The 19,003-nt window shown below is 45.6% G+C and carries 5 protein-coding genes; 3 read left to right on the top strand and 2 right to left on the bottom strand.

The window, feature by feature from the left end; all coding sequences use genetic code 11:
* Positions 1–1,356 carry an HlyD family type I secretion periplasmic adaptor subunit gene (locus Xentx_RS01200; protein WP_074018439.1) on the bottom strand — a complete coding sequence of 452 codons (1,356 nt, stop codon included), beginning with the start codon at positions 1,354–1,356 and terminating at the stop codon, positions 1–3.
* The gene (locus Xentx_RS01195; protein WP_074018438.1) at positions 1,349–3,466 is read right to left on the bottom strand and encodes a peptidase domain-containing ABC transporter; all 2,118 of its coding nucleotides are present in this window, start codon (positions 3,464–3,466) and stop codon (positions 1,349–1,351) included. Before Xentx_RS01195 ends, Xentx_RS01200 begins: the two co-directional genes overlap by 8 nt.
* Positions 3,467–4,011: 545 nt before the next feature.
* On the opposite strand from Xentx_RS01195, the gene rtxH reads away from it, so the two are divergent.
* The 3 genes from rtxH to rtxA are packed head-to-tail and all read left to right on the top strand — an operon-like array spanning position 4,012 to position 18,985.
* Positions 4,012–4,377 carry a protein RtxH gene (rtxH, locus tag Xentx_RS01190; protein WP_074018437.1) on the top strand — a complete coding sequence of 122 codons (366 nt, stop codon included), beginning with the start codon at positions 4,012–4,014 and terminating at the stop codon, positions 4,375–4,377.
* A gap of 34 nt (positions 4,378–4,411) precedes the next feature.
* Positions 4,412–4,873, top strand: a complete 462-nt coding sequence (gene rtxC, locus Xentx_RS01185; RefSeq protein ID WP_074018436.1) for an RTX toxin-activating lysine-acyltransferase RtxC — start codon at positions 4,412–4,414, stop codon at positions 4,871–4,873.
* A 27-nt stretch (positions 4,874–4,900) separates the two neighbouring features.
* Positions 4,901–18,985, top strand: a complete 14,085-nt coding sequence (gene rtxA / locus Xentx_RS19470) for an MARTX multifunctional-autoprocessing repeats-in-toxin holotoxin RtxA (RefSeq protein WP_083600840.1) — start codon at positions 4,901–4,903, stop codon at positions 18,983–18,985.
* Positions 18,986–19,003: the final 18 nt, after the last annotated feature.

The raw sequence follows: 19,003 nt of genomic DNA, 5'->3' as shown, positions 1-19,003 counted from the left end.
TTATTTCTCCCTCAACGCTTCAGATTGATATTCCTGGATTGGGCTGAGCAGATAATCAATGACTCTTCGCTGATCTGTTTTGATTTCCGTAACGATAGACATACCCGCCGTGATTTCAACAGGTTTCCCATCTACCATAATGTTGTTCTGTTTGAGGCTAATTTGTGCGGGAAAAACCAGACCTAACCGTTCATCAGTGGTGGAGTCCCGCGAAATGCTAAGTAGCTCTCCTTCAATTGTGCCATAGCGGGTATAGGGGAAAGCATCGACTTTGACGGTAACGTGCTGTCCAGGCCGGACAAAACCGACATCTTTGTTCAGGATCTGGATTTCAGCAAGTTGTACATGTTCATCAGGAACAATCACCATCAGATTCTGTGCAGGTTGCAAAACAGCGCCGAGGGTATGAACAGTTAATTGTTGAACCGTACCAGTGACAGGAGAGCGTACAACCTCAAGTTCTTCCCGTTCTTGCATTTTCGAAATTTCTTGTTGCGTTGACGCTAACTGGATTTCTGCCTGTTTTCTTTTTTCAAACCATTCCCGCTCTTTGGTTATTTTGATGCCCTTTAAGCGCTCTTCCAGGCTCTTGTACTTGGACATCAGAATACCGAGCTCCGATTTTTGTTGAACAATCAGCCTTTCTGTTTCCAGGAATTCTTTTTCTTGCTCCAGATATTCCACCTTGCTGATGACCTGTTTTTGGCTCAATGTTTTTCTGGCCTGTAAACGCTGGTTGATATTTTCACGCAGATTGGTCAATGACCGTATATCACTATTCCGTGCTTGTTGGGAAGTCAGGTTTTCTTCCATTTCTGCGTGGATACTGGTAATGATTGATTCAAATTCCTGCTTTTCGTGAGCGTAATGCGTCAGAACTCTTTCCTGTTTATCTGCGGATTGCTGCTGGAAAAGCGGCAGGGATTGAGGATCGTGTTTTTCAAGCAGGGCCTGATAACGGATTTCCTCTTCCAGCAGATAATCGCGTTGCTCGCTCAAACGGGCAATATCCTGATTGACGCCCAGCGTATTGAGCGTCAGCAGTGGCGTACCTTTCTCAACGTGCTGGCCATTTTGGACATGAATGGCAATCAGTCGGCTTTGCTCATACGCCTGAATAATTTGGGAACGGCCAGAAGCTATCAGGCGTCCGGTTGCGGTTGCCTGTACATCCAGTTTCCCCAGACAAGCCCATAGCAGAGCAACCAACACGCTAATGCTTAGGGTTATTGCTGTATAACGGGCGAACGGAGAAGGTGGGCGTTGTGACAATGCCAAGTGTGTCGGTAAAAAATCATAATGCGGATTGGCAGTACGTAACTGTTTGATCCCTCTGCGCAAGATAGCCTTAAACATGGGCAGGCTCCTCCTGTATTGTTTCCTGTTTTAATTCTTGTTGTAACTGCCAAAGTTTCCGATAGTGTTTGCCTTGTTGCAGAAGCTGTTCATGGCTACCTTGTTCGATGATTTGGCCCTGGTGTAACACAATGATCCGGTCACATTGGCGTACCGTGGAGAGCCGATGTGCAATGGTAATGACCGTTCTGCCTTGGGCAATCTCAGCCATGTTAGATTGAATGATGGCTTGTGATTCATCATCCAGTGCACTGGTGGCTTCATCAAGGATCAAGATCTTGGGATCTGACAGCAGGGTTCTGGCAATGGCGAGACGCTGTCGCTGCCCGCCTGATAGCGATTGCCCCCCTTCGGCGAGCACCGTGTCATACCCCATCGGTAATTTAAGAATAAAATCGTGTGCTCCTGCCAGCTTTGCTGCTTCGATGACCGCAGATAACGGGGCGTCAGGGCAGGATTGGGACAAATTCTCATACACCGTTTTATTAAATAAAAAGTTTTCTTGCAGAACGATGCCAATCTGCTGCCTGATGGATTCAATATTGAAGTTTTGCAAGGTAATGCCATCCAGCATGATAGTTCCACTTTCTGGGGTATAAAGCCGTAGCAGCAAACGTGCAAGGGTGCTTTTCCCTGAACCAGAGGTTCCGACAACGCCTACAGTTTCCCCTGCCCGAATATTCAGAGTGAAGTGGTTGATAGTGGGGGGGAGATCGGGTTGATAGCGAAAGACGATGTCAGAGAATGAGATTGCCCCGTGCAAGGCGACCTGTTCATTGCCTGATTGCTGCTCTGTTGGCAGATTCAGCATATCTCCCAGCTTATCAATGGCAATGCGTGAACGGATAAATTGCCCCCAGAGTTGCACCAACTTGGCCAGGGGTTGTTGGGTGTGGCTTACCATCATATTGAAGGCGATCAATTGACCAATGGTCATGTGAAGGGAAAGCACTTCCGAAGCGCCCAGCCAGATAATAACAGCACTGGTAACTTTTTGTAGCACCATCACCAGATGACCAGAACGATTGTCCCATTGCTGTGCATCATAACTGGTGCCGACCATCTTTTCAGTCTGACTATCCCAGTGGCGAATAAAGCGAGGTTCAGCGGCGAGGCTTTTTAGTGTCTCGGCACCTGCAACGGTTTCAGTCAGAAAAGAGGTATTCATTGCGGCATGAGTGAACTGTTTTTCCACCGCTTTTTCAATTTTCGGTGTTACCCACCAGGCCAGCAGGGCATAGCAGGGTAGGGTAAGCAGGAAAATCAGGGTCAACATACCGGACAACAGGCTCATGACATAAATAAATACGAACATGAACAAAACGTCGATACACAAGGTGAACATGGAGCCGGTTAAAAACTCCCGAACCGTTTCCAGTTCCCGTACTCGTGTCACAATCGCGCCTACTTGACGGGATTTAAAAAATAGCAATGGCAGGCCAAACAGGTGCTTAACCAGTTTCAGGCCAAGTTTTATATCAATCCGGTTGGCGGTGTGGGCATACTGGTATTCACGTAATCCCCGCAGAATAATTTCAACCAATCCAGCCGCCACCAGCCCAAAAATCAGCACATCCAATGTGGAAAGCGCCTGATGCACAAGAACCTTGTCCATGACAACTTGCACGACCAGAGGAGAGATAAGTGCCAGGATTTGCAGAACGAAGGAAAACAGGAGGATCTCCGTAAGGTTCTTCTTTTGCCTGACAAATTCAGGAATGAACCAGCGAATATTAAATTGGTTGCTTTTTTGTTTTATTTTTATCCATTCACCACTCCATAGATTGATAAATTCTTCTTTACCTAATATCTCAGGTGATTCTTGGTAGGGTTTTTGGATTAATACCCGCTGCTCATCATATTTTGCCAGAATAAAGGGTTGTCCATCATTGCTAAACAAAATGGCAGGCAGTGATATGTTGCCTAACTTCTTATTTTTAGAGTGTTTGTTCTTAATACTAATATTACATTCTTTTTGCAGCTTATTTAGAGTAGAAATATAATCATCACCATCATTTAAGTTTTTATTTAATGTGGTTATATGATCCCTATCAGATATCATTATTATTAAATTTATTAATGATATTATTGTTTTTTCTATTTCATTCATTAAATTAAATCTACTTTAAATAAAAAATCACATTTTTGATGTAAGTAAACAGATAACCTGAAAATAATAAGGTGTTTTATTTATAAAATAATCTTAACAAAATCGCTTAAAAGATATTATCTGCTATCAAAGAGCCTATGAATGTCGGTAATTGGGACAAAATGTAGAGCCTAAACAGACATTTTACTATTTATATGTTGATCTTAGCCAATAAATAGATATATCTTTATCCAACGTTATCGGTAAAACCTCAGTTAGTAACTCATTATCAGTATACCATCTGGATGATAGAACATACTTAAGTTGGCTTATACTTTACTTGCTATTTTGTATTTTGGATAGTGCTTTCAAAAAGAGAGTTATTTTAAGAGAATAACCATTGAAAAATAAGGTAAATGTAACTTACTTTGGCTTACTAAGATAACCGTAGCAGTCAGGTTTAATCATAAATGAAACCATAGTGCATATGGATTCATTTATGATTTAATCATTTTAATTTAATGTGGTTTTAACATTAAATTAATATTTATTTAATGGATAATGCTATGTCTGAAAAATTTGTTCAAACCATCTCAAGCGTTAATTATAACAAAGGCGTATTCTCTCTCTATTTTGTAGGTCAGGAACCGAATCGAATGGCGAATGGTATGCTGGCGGAAAATGATCAGGAATTACAATTAAAACAAGTGATCCATATGCCTGCTTCTGGTTTTATGTATATGGTTTCCATGGTCAAAAGTATGCTTGAAGATCCAAGAATGGAAGCCGAAATCAATAAACTGATTACCGCTGGCTTTTTACCTATGCCTGAGATCAATGAGGGCGAAAAACCTGCTGAAACAGAAGTTGTTGCTTCAGAAGCCGCTGAACCTAAAAAACGTTCAACACGCAATTCTGAAACAGCAAAATAGTATCAGCAAAATTCTATCAGGTAGTTGCTAACCTATGATGATTACACATCAACCGGCAACACTGAGTGCGAATGAAATACAGGCAATGATTGGTGGGGTGATGTTGCTTTGTCAGCACTCCCCCTTGCACCGACGTTATTTAGTTGCTGAATGGCAACAACGTATCTTGCCATCATTCCAGCTTAATCAGTTTTGCTATTACGAAGATGAACATCAACGCCCAGTTGCTTTTTGTAATTGGGCTTTTTTGTCTGACAGTAGTCGGGATGCAATTCTTTCCGGTGAGCGGGAAATTGTGCGGGAAGATTGGCGTTCCGGCCAGCATATCTTTTTTCCAGAAATGATTGCGCCTTTCGGACATGCGCGTGACATTGCCTGCGATCTGCGTCGGCGTGTCTTTGTCGCATGGAAAGGGCAAAAAGCCTGCACAGTCAGGGGAACTCTGGATGTTCCAAATAACCGCTGTATCCGTCGGGTACAGTGGTTCACTGTTTAATTTTTTACCCAATATCAGGATTATTTTATGGGAAAGTCAGTATGGAGAAGTGTTGAATTCGCTTTCACAGGGAATTACTTCGCCGATGATGATGATAATAACATCGTAGCCATTGGATTTGGCGGTAATATCTATGCTTATGGCGGTGATGACCATATTACGTTAGGGGCGTTCGGTGCCACAGTTTATACAGGAACTGGGCACGATGTCGTTGAAGCCGGAGCGGCTTATCTTAAAGTCAATGACACCACCGGAAATCTGACCGTCAAAGGGGGAGCGGGCTACGCAGACATTGATAAAACAGCCAACGGTAGTATCAAATTTACCGGTGTGGCAGGTGGTGTATCGATAACACACACCGGCAATTATGGCGATATCACATACGCGGGCGGGGCAGCTTATAACAGATTGATCCGTAAAGGATTAAAAGGAAGTATCCGTTTCGATGGCGCTGGCGGATACAATGCTCTCTGGCATGAAACCAATCAGGGCAATCTGTCTTTTAATGGTGCCGGTGCTGGCAATGTGATCGATCGTACTTGGTTTGACAAGTATCAGGATTCTCAGGGCAATGTGACTTTTAAAGGAGTGGGTGCTGCGAACGTCATTAGCTCCAGAGTTGAGACGGGGAATATTGATTTTACGGGAGGTGGAGCATATAACCATATCTCTCGTAAGGGTAAGGCTGGCAATATTACGCTGAAAGGTGCGGGGGCTTATAACCGCATTGAGCGTATACGCCAGGCGGATGACCTTTATTCTGAAACCAGAGGTGATATCCAGTTTGAAGGCGCAGGCGGTTATAACAGCCTCTATTCTGATGTTGCGCACGGTAACATCTCTTTCACGGGTGCGGGTGGCTATAACGAGATTACCCGCAAGGGCACCGCCAATGACTTCGGCAGCGAAGGGGTGGAATATGCCAAGGCCGAAGAGGTTGTGCTGACAACGGCAACCATGAGTGGTTCATGGATTGGCAACTCCCATCAGGTGACAGGGTTTAAATCGACGCGGGAGTTGAATACTTACCTGTTTGCGTTTGAAGATGGTACTCACACTAAAATCAACAAGGTTCAGCTCCATAATGATCCCGAAACGGGCAAGCTGAGATACGTTTCGACTGCCTGGTATAAAGAAGGAAAGCATCTTAAAGGGCTGGCAAAACAAGATATCTCGACGCAAGGTGGCTTTAATTCAGTTGGTGAAGATGGCGCATACACGTTGTCAAACCTGACCGTTGAGCAGCGGAAACAGGTAACGGTTTATGCGGTTGAGAAAAAACTGACGGAAAACCAATGGGTGAATTATGGCAATGGTGTCCAGCTCGACGCAGCAAATATCACCTTATCTGATGCCAAAATGGGTGGTTATGCCATTTACCGCGATGGAACCACCGTTGATGTAAAAGCCGTCAAATCCAACCGGATGCCAAACACCTATATTTATGGTAAGCAACTTGGCAAACATACCAAGGTTGTGGTGGTTGAGCTAAGGAACGATCCAAAAACAGGAATGCTGCAATATCTTGCTCGTCCCTTATATAAAGAAGGCTACCATACAGCAAATTTGGCGAATGAAAATATCTCCCCCGCCAATGGCTACCAATATATGGGAACCGGCAGCTACTCGCTGAGTGATCTTCATTACAGTGTTAATGCTGTGCGCACAAATTCCAGTCGTGTGCCTGATATGCATGAATATAGCGATCTTGAGCTGTTCAAATCGGCAACTGGCTATGGTGACAGTTCTGGTGATATTCATTATGCCGGTGCGGGTGGTGGTAACATCATTAAATCTAACGTTACCCGTGGCAATGTCAGCTTTAAAGGTGCAGGCATTGCGAATGTGATTGAACATAGCTCTGAGTTTGGTAACACAGAATTCGATGGTGGTGGTGGGGCAAACGTCATCATCAAAAAAGGCAAAGAAGGTAACCTGAATTTCAATGGTGCCGGCATTGCCAACGTATTGCTGCACCAAAGCCAGCACGGTGATATGAATGTCAATGCGGGTGGGGCAGCAAACGTATTGGTTCGCGTTGGGGATGGCCGCTACCTTGCTCACCTTCTGGCTGTTGGTAATATCTCTATTCATAAAGGCAATGGCAATAGCCGTATCTCAATGGGTGGTGGTTTTAATACCCATACCCAAATCGGTCATGGTAATGCTTTCTGGACTGGCGTTGGTGGTGCTAATGTCCTGACCCAAATGGGGAACGGTGACGTTTCATCAATACTGGTTGGTGGTGCCAATGTTCTGACCAAAGTGGGGGAAGGCAATTTGCAGTCAGCCATGTTTGGCGGGGCCAATATAATTACCCATATTGGCAATAATGATACCTCTTATCCTGGCTCTTCAAATACATCAGCAATTGCGCTGGGTGGTGCCAACATCCTGACTAAAAAGGGTAAGGGTGATGTACAGGCTCTCATGGGCGGTGGCGGCAATGTCCTTACACATGTTGGTGATGGCAAAACCACCGGTATTATGCTGGGCGGCGCGAATATCCTGACCAAAGTCGGCAATGGTGATACGACAGGCATTATGTTAGGTCTGGGTAACGTTTTGACCCATGTTGGTGATGGGCAAACGTTAGGTGTTATGGGGGCATTAGGCAATATCTTCACCAAAGTGGGTGATGGCACAACCATGGCGGCTATGATTGGTGCCGGCAATATTTTCACCCATGTAGGTGAAGGAAATGCCTGGGCGCTGATGGGGGGTAAGGGCAATATTTTCACCAAAGTTGGCAATGGTGACGCACTGGCACTGATGCTGGCATTGGGTAACGTCTACACGCATATTGGCGATGGCATGAGCGTTGCCCTGATGATTGCCAAAGGCAATATTGCGACCAAAGTCGGCGATGGTGATGCGCTGTCTGCCATGATTGGCAAAGGCAATGTCTTTACCCAGATTGGTGATGGTTCCACTTTTGCGGCCATGATTGGCGGTGCAAACGTGTTGACCAAAGTGGGTGATGATCTGACAGCGGCACTGATGGTGGGGGAAGCCAACATTTATACCCATGTCGGAAACGGCACCAGCATTGGTTTGTTTGCAGGTAAAGCCAACATCATGACGAAAGTGGGTGATGGCACAACATTGTCTGCCATGTTTGGTGAAGCCAATATTATGACCCATGTCGGTGATGGCTTGACCGGTGTATTGGCATTAGGCAAAGCCAATATCGTGACAAAAGTTGGTAATGATTTCATGGGCGTTGTGGCAGCTTCCGAAGCTAACGTGGTGACCCATGTTAATAACGAAGGTAATAGCACAACGGCTGCCTTGTTAGCGGGCAAAGGTAATATTCTGACCAAAGTGGGTGATGGAACCGCGGTCGGCCTGTTGATTTCTAAAGTTGGCAATATCATGACCCATGTTGGTGACGGCACGACGGTCGGGTTTGCGAAAGGTGAAGGCAACATTATCACCAAAGTTGGTGATGGATTGGGTATCAATGCCGCCTGGGGCAAAGCCAATATCATAACCCATGTTGGTGATGGTGATCGCTATAACCTCGCCAAAGGTGATGCGAATATCATTACCAAAGTTGGCGATGGCCAGGAAGTTAGTGTTGTTCAAGGGCAAGCCAATATTTTAACCCATGTTGGCGATGGTGATGACTATACCGGTGCCTGGGGTAAGGCCAACGTCATTACCAAAGTCGGCGATGGTCGCAATGTTGTGCTCACCAAGGGTGAAGCCAATATCGTGACTCAGATTGGTGATGGTGATAGTTTCAACGCGTTATGGAGCCAGGGCAACGTTGTCACTAAAGTGGGTGATGGCATGCAAGTGACAGCCGCTAAGGGTAAGGAAAATATCACAACCACGGTGGGTAATGGCCTTAGCGTGACTGCGGCTCATGGCGACCTGAATATCAATACCAAAGTCGGTGATGGTGTTTCCGTCAATGTGGCTTGGGGTGAATTCAACGTCAATACTCGTGTGGGTGACGGCCTGAATGTTTCAGTTATGAAAGGCAAGGGCAATGCCAATATCCGTGTGGGTGATGGCCTGAACATCAATGCCTCTTATGCTCGTAACAACGTGGCAATTCAGGTGGGTAATGGTGATTTCTATAGCTTTGCGGTGGCGGAAAGCAATACCCAGAGCAATAAACTGGATGCGTTGTTTGACAATATCAAACAGACAGTACTTGGTAGCGCGGGCAGCCAGGGCATCAATTATCTGGTAAATGGCGATGAAGCGAATACATCGGGAACCCATAAAGGGCGTGGTGCCATTGATTTGCCAGAAGTTTCTTCCCTAAATGGTTTCAAACTGACAGAAATTGATGAAATTACTTCTGGTTTGGCGAAAGATCTGAAAGGTTCTGTGACAGGCGTTGATGCTCCAGATCTTGCCGGAATCGAAAATGCACTTGGCAATGAAAAACGTCTGAACCCAAATCAGCCACGCAATCTGATTGTTAATGGCGATTTTGAACAGGGTGAGACAGGATGGAAATACACCAATGGCATTGAAGCCAGCTATTCAGCCAAGTCATATGGCCTCAGTGTTGAAGGGCATGGTGAGCGTGTCAGTGAACTTGATGTCAGCGGTAACACGCATCTTTATCAGGATATTCAGAATTTGACGGCGGGTGAAGAAATCACTGTTAAGTTCGATTTTGCAAAACGTGTTGGCAGTTCTGCGGATAATGGGCTGGAAGTGTGGTGGAATGGCGAGGTTGTTTTTGCAGCCGCCAATGGTAACAGTGAGTGGCAAAACAAGACACTGACCTTAACCGCCAAGGCAGGCAGTAACCGACTGGAATTTTCTGGAATCGGCTTAAATGACGGTTTGGGTTATGTTCTGGATAACGTAGTTGCAACCTATGAACTAGCAGACAGTGGTGTTGCTGACCATGTAAAACAGAATAAAGCAGCACAAAATGCCTTGCAGGACAAGGAAAAAGCAGAAGCTGGCCGCCAGCGTTTGGCTCAGGAAAAAGATAAACAACTGGCAGCGATTTCTGGCACCCAGGCACAACTGGAAGCCACCGATCTGGATACTCTGAACGCTAATGGTCAGACGCAGCGTGATGCGATCAAGGGCGAAGCCCAGGCGGTAACAGATGAACTGATGGCGAAAGTCAAAGGTTTGGAAGCGCTGGAAACCCATGCCGCCTATCATGGAGAATCAGGCCAACAATGGCGTGATCAGTTTGCTGTTGGTTTGCGGCAGCGTATTCAGTCCGAATTGAACAACGCTAGCGAAATTGCGCAAAACCAACTGGATAATTCACAAAAAGCGGCAGCGGAACATCTGGATAATATCAAGGATGCCGTCGCTAAATCAGAAGCAGGTGTATTGAAGGCTGATCAAAACCATCAACATGCTGAGCAGGATGTTGAAGAAGCGTTTATCCAAGCCAGAAACAGGGAGAAAGAAGCCCTTGACCGTGAGCTAAGGGCTAGACAGGCAGAACATGATGGCAAGGTAGCTGCGCAGCAATCAGAACAGCGTGGTCGGCATGAAGTCTCCGTGGCAGACAGTAAAACTGTGCAAGTACAAAATGATGCCAAAGGTTCGAAACTGGATGGTAACTATCAGCCGATCCGTACCGGCGCAAAAGGCAGTGGTCTGTCAGGTACTGCTTATGAAACCCATCAATCTGAAAACATTGAAAAATTAGAAAGATCCAAGAGTCACATCCATCCTGAATCGATTATTCAGGCTGATGGTGGGTTCAGTGAAGAATTATACGATCTGGATGAAGATCTGGGTGAACTGAGCGATGCCAAAGAGGCTTTGAATCGCTTGCAAATCAATGCAGGGATACGTACTAAAAAAGCGGCTGGCAGTTTTACCCAGCCATCGATGCAGGGCGAAACCTCGGCCAATCCGCTTGTTAGTCAGTCCACTAATACTGTGACTGAATGGGTAAGGAATACCCCGAAAATTTCGGGATTGGATCTCAGTGGATTGCAAGCACTGGGTGAAGCTTTGGTTCAGCCAGAATCCATTGATATGTCAAAAGTGTCTGCGACGGCAATAAGGGCACAAAAAGTAGCTGATGTTTATCGCTGGCTGGATAGTGACAATGGTGCTGCAACCGATAGCTACATTCCTGTCCCTGGCTTTAACCGTGTTGATGCGGATATTTCTGCTGATCTCAGACAGAAAATGGTGACCTTTGTTGAAGGTTATCTGGATGATCCTAACAACAAAGTACCGAAAGATCAGAGAGCTTCTCTGGCGAAACTGTTTGTTGATGCCACAATTGATTACGACTGGGATAAGCGCGTCGAATTCGTCTCAAGACTGGAAAGCTATGGCTATAGCTTCGAACCTGTACATGGTGATAAGAGCATCGTTTCATTTTGGTCTGGCAGAAACTTCAAGCAATACCGTGAAATTCTTGATGCAGTACAGACTGATGGCAAGAAGGTAGTTTACGATATTGATGTAAAAGGTAACTCTTTTGCCATTGATCTGAACAAGACGCTGATGCGTTGGGGAGGGATATTCCTCGATTCAGACATTGCGGAACAGAAAACCTTGCAATCAGTTATTAAAGCTTCGGCATACAGCAATACCGGATTCTGGAGTTCCCTCTATGCAACCGGATCACGTGATGATGTCTATGTCATTGCGGAGGGCGGATTACGTCTTGGCAACTATTTCTGGAATGTTGAATTACCTGTATTGCGTCAATTGCAGCGTGAAGGCTTGGTAGGGGAAATTCGCCTGCTGGATAAAGCGGCCAAAGAATATCAAGGTATGCCACCTGAATCCATTGGACGCAGATTGACAGAAGCGGGTGTTTCTGTAAAAGCGCGTTTTGATTCACTCAGCTATGCAGAGCAGGAGAAGTTGCTGGCATTGAATCCTGACAAATATAAGCCGGATACATTGGTTGATCTGGATATCAAAACCAGTGCCATCGATAGCCTGCTGAGTCAAACATTGCCATTCTATGGATTGCGTATAGAACGCAATTTGCTGGTACGTGCATCTGATACTAAAGGATTTGAAGTTCGTCCGTGGCCGGGTAATAACAGTGATAGTTTCAAAACTATTATTATGGAAAACCCAGAAGATTCAGCTCAAATTAAATCTATTGAGCGTTTTATTCTCGCCAACTATAGCAATTACGACCAATTGCCTGATGAGTTGCATCTGGTGAAAGATCGCATTGTTTCCCACGATCATGGGCGTACCCATATTATTGCGGAAAAAATCGACGGTAGCTGGAGCTATAAACCGAAAACCGATTTGATGTCTGTAGGGGAGTTGCGGGAAGCCGCTTACGTTAAAGGTAAGATCCTTGGTGACAGCTATCGGAATGTGTTAGATGCCCTCAGTAACTACCAAAATACTTTGCAAAACAGCAAGGATTATGATTTTGAATCAGTGGAAAAATTAACCGACCTGCTTCATCAGGTTGAAAGTTATTTGAAAGGGCATCCAGATTCAAAACGAGTTCCTGCGCTACAAAATTTGTTATCACAAGTGAGTGTCCGTTTGGAAGAATCGCTGGTACTGACGGAACTTACGGTGAGAAGTGGCGAAAAAGTTGCCATTAATAATGATGGTACGCCACCGCGTGACAGAGAACCGTTCAATCCAGTGACTCGTTTCCTGAACGATGAGCTTTATGGCTCCAGAGAAGATCGCCGTAACATTGATAATCACACCCAAATAATATTGGATGCGGCTGTCGCCAAAGGTGCAGCGGATAAGATCACACTACAGGGTGAAGCCGGGCGTCTAACGGGTTATTACCATAGTGGTGCTCAAAAAGATCAGGGTGAACATAGTCCAGCGAAAAAAGTTGTACTTTTCATTCACGGTTCCGGCTCATCTGCGGAAGAGCAAGCCAGCATTATCCAAAATCATTACCAAAAACAGGGTGTGGATATGTTGGCGGTGAACATGCGGGGGTACGGCTCCAGTGATGGTCATCCAAGCGAAAAAGGACTTTATCAGGATGCCCGTACCATGTTCAGCTATTTGGTTAATGATCGAGGCATCAAGCCTGAGAATATTATTATCCATGGCTATTCCATGGGTGGAGCCGTAGCGGCGGATCTTGCCCGTTATGCAGAGCGCAACGGACAGCCAGTTTCGGGTTTGTTGCTTGACAGGCCAATGCCAAGCATGACCAAAGCGATTACCGCCCATGAAGTACCAAACCCTGCGGGGATCACGGCGGGGCTGGCTAAATTTGTTAATGGTCAGTTCTCGTTGGAGAAAAATCTGCAAGGCATCTCGAAACAGACGCCAATCATGCTATTGACCGATAATGAAGGATTGGGCAAAGAAGGGGAAAAACTGCGTGCCAAGCTGATTGTGGCAGGTTATCAGGTATCAGGTGAACAGACCTTCTATGGCCATGAAGACAGTGGATTGATAAGCCAATACGCCGATTTGATTGTCTCAACACTTTCCGAACCTAAGCGTGAAAATGGTAGCGTGAAGGCAGGCTTGTTGGAAAAAATGGTTTATACCCTGTTTGATGTGAAATCAGGTGGAAAAGAGTTGGATAAATACTCATTCCATTTCACTCAGGGAGAGTCCCTGCTAAATAATCTTGAGAAATTAGTACCGGAAATTGGCAATGTACTCCTGACTAATGGAAATCACGTTGAGTCAAAAGAATTTCTGGAAGGTATCTGTTTTGCCTTGTCTGGCCGTTACCTGATAGAAGAGCGAGTACATGGAGTAGGTGGTGGTAAAGCGTATTTATCGTGGCTGACGGATGCGGTCAAAGCCTACAATGACAATAGTGTGAATAAAAAGAGTGATATCAATTCGATTGAAGCCTCTTTGCTTAATCAGTATCGCCGCCAAAATATTGGTCCGGCAATTCAAGATCTGCTGTCAATGCAGTATAGCCAAACGCAAAATATGTCTAATTTGGTAAACCGCAGGAAAGCTAATCAAGCTTACGGCGGCAAACTAAAAGCCAATGGGCTGACGGGAGATAGAATCGACCGTTCGTTGAGTAATGATGTTGCTGGCTATGAGTCTGTCATGGAGCAACTACGTAATGTGGATAAGACGACATATATGTCCTTTATGTCTGAAGATCACGCAATGGCTGTTGTTGTGCATAAAGGGGAAAATCAAACCGTTTGGTCGTTCTATGATCCTAACTTTGGTATCAAGTCATTTGATAACTATAGCGATTTTGAACACTTTATGGACTCTTTCCATAAAGGAATACTAACGGGATATCAATCCAAGTTGGGTTATGAATATGCAGCCAGCAGAGAAGAAAACCAAAGTTTCTATGTTAACTACAATACGTTTGAAGATGGCACCATTACCCATTATGACGGAGTCTGGAAACAGGCGCGTGCAGGTGAACAACAGTACGTATTGCGTGCACTGAAAGAGCAGGGTAAGGCCTTTAAGCTGGGTTCAAATGTCACGGGACGCGTGGTTGATTACGGTAATGATGCCGTGACGTTAGAAGTGACAACGAAGAAAGGTGAGAAAGTTCTGGTTGAAGTTGAAAGTAACAATTTCAGGCAGGCGGCTAACCTTGTGCAGTCGAATATCGATAAAGTCGTTGCTAATTCGGAAAATGGTAAATTCACACTCAAAGCGTCAGCGGAGAATATTGCCAAACAACCAAATGCAGGGCAGAGTGCGACTGATCCGTTTGATGTGAAACCTCAGCCTGATGAATCAGAAATACTCAAGGGCATTAAGAGCGACCTGAAACGCTACGGCGAAGCAATGAAACCACAGCCATCCAGCCAGGGTAAGAAACCGAAAGATATTCGCACAACGGAGGATTTTTTGGCCGGCTACAAGCAGGGCCATGCGGGGCAGGTAGTGGATGGCTTCCGTCCAAACATGAATATCAAGCAATTGGTAGATTTGCTGGTTAAAGGTAACTGGAGTCCAGAACAAAAAGGGGCTTTGGCCTGGGAAATTGAAAGCCGAGCTTTAAAAGTCACCTTCCAGCCAAGAGCTGAGAAATACAATCGTTTGTTCCGAGATGTCGCTTCAACGGGTATTGCTGATACTAAGGCAAGCGAACAACTGGCACCACAGTTGTTATTGTTGAATCTGTCAAATGATGGTTTTGGCGGACGTTGTGATCCATTGTCGAAACTGGTTCTGGTTGCGAAACAACTTGAAAATGATGGTCAGGATGGTGTTGCCCGTCAATTGCTGGAAAAAATGTATTCTGCGGCGGCCGTACTTAGCAATCCAGATCTGTATTCTGCAACTGAGCGTGCCAACGCGGATAAGTTGTTGGGCTCTTTAGCAGCACTCCATGCCAAGAACCCGATGGCAGACACATTTATTAAAGTGTGGAAAGAGAAACTGGAAGACACGAAAGCGCTGACAGTAGATGGCGTTATCCAGAAAATTACCGCTGGCAATACAGAAGGTAAACCCGTGTTGCTTGAACTGGATGGACCAGACCATGCAATGGCGGCGTGGGCCAAAGGGAATAGTGAGGATCGTGTTTATGGTTTCTATGATCCAAACGTGGGGATTGTTGAATTTTCGTCAGCGGAGAAGTTTGGTGCTTACGTGACTCGTTTCTTCGGTGAATCTGATCTGAATATGGCACAAAGCTACAGGTTGCCGAAGAATGCAACAGGGGAAAGCGTTTTCGAGCGTGTAGCAGTCATCGATGGGGAGGTTTTGGCAACTTATCGTCCAAGAGCGGCTGATAAAATCACTATGCGAGATATGTTAGAACTGCCAGTATTTGATGATACCCCAATCAAGAAACCGATAGGGAGTGATGCGGCTGATGGTGTGAAAAAACCATTAAGTGATAACTCACCGGAAAGCCGTATTCACGTGAATAACCAGGATGTCAACTCTTGGCAAGAGATTGTGGTCAAACCACAGCCTGAAGGTAGTGATAGCCGCTTTGCTGGCCAAATTATTATCCAGACAGAAAATGATCCTGTGGTTGCGGAAGCTGCTGCGAACCTGGCGGGTAAGCATCCAGATTCCAGTGTGATCGTTCAGCTTGATGCCAACGGTCAATATCGCGTGGTGTATGGTGATCCGGCTGTCTTGTCCGATAAATTACAGTCCGGCAAATTACGCTGGCAGATTGTTGGGCATGGACGTGAAGAGGCAGCACAGAATCATACGGGCATGAGCGGTTACAGTGCGGATGAACTGGCCTTGAAACTGAAACAGTTCCGTACTGATTTCAAACCGACCGGCACACCAGACCATATCAGTCTCGTGGGTTGTTCTCTGATAGGCGATGACAACCGCAATGGTTTCGCCCACCGCTTTATTTCTGCACTGGATAAGCAGGGTATCCGTACCACAGTATCGGCGCGCAGCAGTGAGGTCGCGGTAGACAGTATCGGCCGCAAATACACCAAAGATGCGCAGGCACAATGGGTGCACAAACTCACGGATAATAAGATCCTGTTAGGGTGGAATGATCAAGGTGAAGTGGAAAGCCACACGGATCGAATCCGTCGCGGTATTTCTGAAAATGATATCAGCCTGTCCCGCGTAGGTCAGGCCGATATTGATGCAAAAGCACAAGGTGCTATTGCGGACAATGCAGAGACATTCCATGCACCCAAAATCGATCATGTAAAAGATGACAATAAATCGGTAATTCCAGCGGAATCATCAAACAAGCAACTGAGTTATTCCGGCAATATTCAGGTACAGGCTGGTGATGGTGAGTTTACGGTCATTAACTGGGGAACGACCAATGTAGGGATCAAGGTCGGTACAGGCGGCTTTAAGTCCATGGCCTTTGGTGATAACAATGTGATGGCTCACATTGGTGAGGGTAACAGCAAACACAGTGTTGATATTGCCGGTTATCAGGCATTAGAAGGTGCACAACTGTTCGTAGGCAACCGTAATATCAGTTTTAATATGGGACGCAGTAACGATCTGATCGTTATGTTGGATAAATCCATTCCAACACCGCCACTGGTCAACCCATTTGGTGGTGCAGCTCGTATTTCGGGTGTATTGCAAGATATTGCCGGATCGTTTAACTCACCAGATTGGCTGGCGACACAAGACCAGCAATGGACATTGGCAAGTGCGAAAAAATATGTCAGTGATCTGTCCGGTCTCGATTTGACCAGCGGTGTGGACTATCAAACCTTGACGGATCTCGGCTCGCAAAATGAACGTAGCAGCCGTGGCCTGAAAAGTGATCTCGAAAGCACCCTGAACAAGCAATACAACCAATGGTTGAGTGGAAAGGGCAATACGCCTGAAATGGGCAAAATCAGTCGGGCAGATAAATTCCGTCAAGCAAATGAAAAACTGGCCTTTAACTTTGCTGTTGGCGGGCAGGGGGCTGATATTCAGGTAACGACCGGTAACTGGAACTTTATGTTTGGTGATAATATCCAGTCGATTTTGGATACCAATATGGGATCGCTGTTTGGTTTGATGACGCAGGGATATACCCCAACGGGCATGGCGAAAAATACGTTTACCTTTAGCCCAACAGACTTGCCTCGTCAGCTCAAAAACAAATTGTTGGGGGATCTGGCAGGCGTCAGCCCGGATACTACGCTGGCGGATATCTTTGGCGTGGATTATACCCCGCAATGCGGCATTGTTTCCCGTTCAGGTCAATCTGTTGATGGCGTTGCCATTCTGCGCGAAATGCTGGAAATCATCGGTGAATTCAGTGGTGATCAATTACAATCCTTCACTGATTCGGAAAAATTGCTCAACAGTCTGAAAGCCAGTTTGAATATGGGGGCTGATGGTGTGAAATCTTTTGTGGAAAGCCACGGTCTAAAAGCAAAAGCACCTGATGAAAAGCAAGAAGAGCTTGTAACCATTACTAAAGAGGGTGATGTAGTACCAGAAACAGCCAACTCTCAGGCAGATCGTGATTTTGGGTTGACTTCCCTGAATCTGCCAAACTTGTTTGCTACCCTGTTCCATCAGGACAAACAGGTCGAAATGAAATCACTGGTCACTAATCTGAAACAGAACCTGACAGCCGACTTGCTGAATATGCAGGATAAAACCTTCGATTTCCTGCAAAAGAGCGGCCATCTGCAAGGTGATGGTGATATCAACATTTCCCTTGGTAACTACAACTTTAACTGGGGCGGTGACGGTAAAGATCTCGGTGCTTATCTGGGAGAAAATAACAACTTCTGGGGCGGTCGTGGTGATGATGTCTTCTATTCCGTAGGCACCTCGAATATCTTTGCAGGCGGTGAAGGCAATGATACGGGTGTTATGATGGGGCGCGAAAACATGATGTTTGGTGGTGCAGGCAACGATGTTGCGGTATTGGCTGGACGGATTAACTACGCCTACATGGGAGATGGTGATGATCAGGTCTTTGCTTTTGGTGAAGGTGGGGTGATCAACGGCGGTAAAGGACGTGACTACATCGTGGCTTCTGGTAACTTCAATCTCATTGATGCCGGAGAAGATCAGGATTACGTTGTGACCATCGGCAATAACAATCAGGTAGATTTGGGAGAGGGTAACGATTTTGCCACGGTATTCGGCAACTACAACTGGATCGATGGCAACACGGGCAACAATTCCATTAAATTGATGGGTTATCACGCTGTCATCAACGGTGGCACAGGTAATGATCACCTGATTGCCGATGTGGTATCGAAGTTCAGCCAGCTTAACGGCGGTGATGGTGATGATCTACTGATACTGGGTGGATACCAAAACCGCTTTAAGGGCGGCACAGGTGTGAATAGCTTTGTAGTCAGCGGTGATGCCATCGATAACGTGGTTGAAGATATCAAGCAAGGTGACAAGATTATTTTCAATGATATCAATTGGCAAAACCTGTGGTTTCAACGCAGCGGTTACGATTTGGTTCTGTTGACCCAGCGTAATGTCAAAGATACCTCTGCACAGGAGCAGTTTGAGGCAATGGGTTCTGTGACTTTCAACAACTATTTTCATGGCAACCGTGCGGATATCATCACCCAAATAGGGGATAAAGATGCACAAGGCGAGCGTGAATATACGGCACTTTCTGCCAATGCGGTAGATTCTCTGGTGCAGGCTATGAGCGGATTCGCGCCTAATATGGGAGACAGCGGCTTTATTGATTCGCTTGATAGTAAATCGAAATCAACCATTGTGACGGCTTGGTCTGATACCATTAATGGAAAATCCAAACTAGTCTAATCGTTTTATTAAATAAAT

The sequence above is a fragment of the Xenorhabdus thuongxuanensis genome, from assembly GCF_001908095.1.
Taxonomy (GTDB): Bacteria; Pseudomonadota; Gammaproteobacteria; order Enterobacterales; family Enterobacteriaceae; genus Xenorhabdus; species Xenorhabdus thuongxuanensis.
Note: the sequence above shows the minus strand (reverse complement) of the source record. Positions and strands in the feature narration are given on the sequence as shown.